The sequence below is a fragment of the Paracoccus sp. (in: a-proteobacteria) genome (assembly GCF_046462195.1).
Lineage (GTDB): Bacteria > Pseudomonadota > Alphaproteobacteria > Rhodobacterales > Rhodobacteraceae > Paracoccus.
This window is the reverse complement of sequence record NZ_JBKGUN010000092.1, coordinates 1-3,017: the sequence shown is the minus strand read 5'-3', so window position 1 is coordinate 3,017 and position 3,017 is coordinate 1. Positions and strand designations below refer to the sequence as shown.

The following is a 3,017-nucleotide window of genomic DNA, read 5'->3' as shown; positions in this document are numbered from 1 at the left end:
GAAGGTGCTGCGACTTCGAGCGCTGCACTTTCGGCTGCCGCGGTTTGCGGATCAGCTGTTGGATCGTTGGCATTCGGTTCCCCGTCTTGCTCTGTCAATACTCGCAACCAGTCCGGTTGCGCCGCTTCTCGACGGTGTCTTGCGCGAATCGCAAAACACCAAGCCCGTCCGGCCCATAACGGGCTGACGGGCGTAATTCCAGAGGATCGGGGCAATAACGGCCCGGATCGTGACCTCACAGGTTCTGGCACCCGAAACGGTTTCCCGCCGGGTAGCGGGGCTATAAGTGGATTTCCGCCCGGTGTCAACGGGCGCCCGGCCCCAGCCGCTGCGCCAGACGGGCCAGATCGGCGCGCGTCAGGCGAAAGCGCTGCCGCAGCAGACGGTTCAGCGCGCCTTCTTCGGGCTGCCAGGGAAGTCCCGGCCCCATGTCGCCCGAGTCGCTGTCATCATGGATGGATCGAATGAACATCAACGGCCGGTTGACCTGAACGCCCGGCATCCATTGCGCCAGCTTCGTGTGGTCGTAATGCAGCGCCGTTTCGGGCGCATCCGGCGGCAGGAAGATCGTCAGCGCCACGCCCATGTTGTGACACAAGCGCGGCGTGATCGTCAGCTGTCCGTCTCGCGCCTGCACCATCAGGCCGCGACCGTAGTCCAGCGACAGCTTCCCCTCGGACCGCCACAAGGCCTGCACCCTTCGAAAATCCCGCCGCGCCTGCGCCACGTAATCTACCGCCACGGCGTCGTCGTCGTCATGGCGGAAATGGCCAATGACCTGCGCCTTGGGGTCCACATGCGGAGCGATCGCGGTCCGGCAGGCCTGCAGGTGAAACTCCATCGGCGGCACCAAGGCCAGCCGCAGCTGAGGCATCCTCGCAGACAGCGCCTGCAGCTGTCCCAGCCAAGGCTGCGGCAGGTCCGGCCCCGTCATCACCACCAGCGTGAAATCAGGCTCTGTCTGCGCCTGCCATGCGGGCAACGCGACGGTGGTGAACCACAGCCAGCGCCGCGCCAGCCGCTCCGGGTCGTAAAGATAGGCGCGTCTTGCCTCGATGGTGTCGTGCTCGACCTGATAGCCACGCAGCCCAAGATAGGAAAAGCGGCACAGACCCAGCATCTGGACCCGCATCAGTGCCGCCTTTCCAACTGGGCCTCGCGCCAGATCGTGTAAATGCCCGCGCCGACAACCAGACCTGAGCCCAGCCATGTCCAAAGGTCCGGCACCTCGCCAAAGACGACATAGCCCAGCAACACCGCCGCCAGCAACGAGGTATAGCGGAACGGTGCCACGGCCGAGATTTCCCCGATCCGCATGGCGGCAACGGCGCTGACATAACCGACGGTCAGGAAGGCACTGCCCAGCAGCAACAGCAGCAGGTGGCGAGGCTGGGGCATGACCCACCCCTGCCCTAGGCTGAGGACGAAGCCGATCACCGTCACGCAGGCTGCCGCATAAAAGGCGATGGTGGTGGATGACACGTCCTGCGCAAACTGGCGCGTCGCCAGATCACGCAGGGCCACCATCACCATCGCCCCCAACGCAACCAGCGACCAGATGCCAAAGGTCCCGCTCCCCGGGCGCAGGATGATCAGCACGCCCGCCATGCCGAGACCGACCGCCATCATCCGCCGCCACCCCAGCGTTTCGCCAAAGATCAGGGCGGCCCCCAGCATCACGACCAGCGGCAGCGACTGCATCACTGCCGTCAGGTCGCCGATTGCCATCCGCTGCAGCGCGTTCAGAAACAGCAGGGTCGATCCCACCTCACCCACCAGCCGCAGCGCCATGGGCCACCGGGCCGGCGCGGCGATCCGCAGCCGCAGCCCCCCGCTGCGCGCTGCCAGCAGCATCAGCGCCATCATGACAAAGACGCCGCGCAGCGTGATGGCCTGATACAGCGGCATGTCCTGAGTGACGAACTTGATGACCGTGTCGTTGCAGGTGAACGCGATCATGGACAGGACCATCACGGTCGCGCCCCTCAGGTTGTCGCCAGGCAGCAGCGGCTGAACCCGGATCGAGGCAGGCCGGACGCGCCGGATCGGAGACATCAGGGGAGTGCGCATCAGCAGGATCCGGAACGAAATCGAGTCGGGCGTGACCCTGCAAGTGCTAGCAGGCAGGCGCATCAAGAACAGCAGGTTTTTTCACAAACTGCATGAAACGGATGCAGCTTTCTGAATAGGCACTTGGACGCCCTGTCGTTCCATAAGCATCGTTTTTGGATCAGGCGAAGCCCTGCAGACGGTCGGGCCCGCCTCTCATCAACGTATGGCCCAAACAACAACGGCCCGATGACCGAAGAGTCTGGCCGCCCCTGCAACTGCACAATTTCTGAAAAGAACCCTCTTCGACATCGGGGGCTGCAAGACAAGCAAACCAACGCTTTCTGAATGGTTGTCCGCAACAACAAAGGCCCGGCATCACTGCCGGGCCTTTGCCTGTTTCTATGGATCAAGGATCATTCTTCGCCGTTGGACTCCGGCAGATCCGCAATCGCGCTGTCGGTCATCGTCTCCGGCGCCGTCGTGTTGACGGTCGGTTCGGGCGCCGCCAAGGCGGCAGCCGCTTCGGCCTCGGCACGCCGTGCCTCGATCACCTCCGCGTCGCGTTCGGTGGCGATGCGACGAACCCGGGAGGTCGCGCCACCGGTACCCGCCGGGATCAGGCGGCCAACGATGACGTTCTCCTTCAGGCCCACCAGCTTGTCGCGCTTGCCCTGGACGGCAGCCTCGGTCAGCACGCGCGTCGTTTCCTGGAAAGACGCCGCAGAGATGAAGCTGCGGGTCTGCAGCGACGCCTTGGTAATGCCCAGCAGGACCGGCTCGCCCGAGGCGGGACGTCCGCCGCGTGCTTCGACCTTGGCGTTCTCTTCCTCGAATTCGTCGCGCTCGACATGCTCGCCCTTCAGCAGCGTGGTCTCGCCGCTGTCGAGGATCTCGATCTTCTGCAGCATCTGGCGAACGATCACCTCGATGTGCTTGTCGTTGATCTTCACGCCCTGGAGTCGATA

General features: G+C 64.2%; 2 protein-coding genes and 2 pseudogenes. All 4 read right to left on the bottom strand.

Annotated elements, in window-relative coordinates; genetic code table 11:
- Positions 1–73: pseudogene (rpsL, locus tag ACLHHB_RS06010) on the bottom strand (30S ribosomal protein S12); the annotation flags it as partial.
- Positions 74–304: 231 nt separating this feature from the next.
- Positions 305–1,132 carry a glycosyltransferase gene (locus ACLHHB_RS06005; protein WP_410217372.1) on the bottom strand — a complete coding sequence of 276 codons (828 nt, stop codon included), beginning with the start codon at positions 1,130–1,132 and terminating at the stop codon, positions 305–307.
- A complete protein-coding gene (locus ACLHHB_RS06000; protein WP_410217371.1) occupies positions 1,132–2,070 on the bottom strand; it encodes a DMT family transporter in 939 nt (312 codons plus the stop codon). Before ACLHHB_RS06000 ends, ACLHHB_RS06005 begins: the two co-directional genes overlap by 1 nt.
- Before the next feature lie 395 nt (positions 2,071–2,465).
- A pseudogene (locus ACLHHB_RS05995) lies at positions 2,466–3,017 on the bottom strand (DNA-directed RNA polymerase subunit beta'); the annotation flags it as partial.

Excerpts from the sequence above, each read along its gene's own strand:
- ACLHHB_RS06005 (WP_410217372.1), bottom strand. The coding sequence starts at position 1,132 with ATGCGGGTCCAGATGCTGGGTCTGTGCCGCTTTTCCTATCTTGGGCTG.
- ACLHHB_RS06000 (WP_410217371.1), bottom strand. The coding sequence starts at position 2,070 with ATGCGCACTCCCCTGATGTCTCCGATCCGGCGCGTCCGGCCTGCCTCG.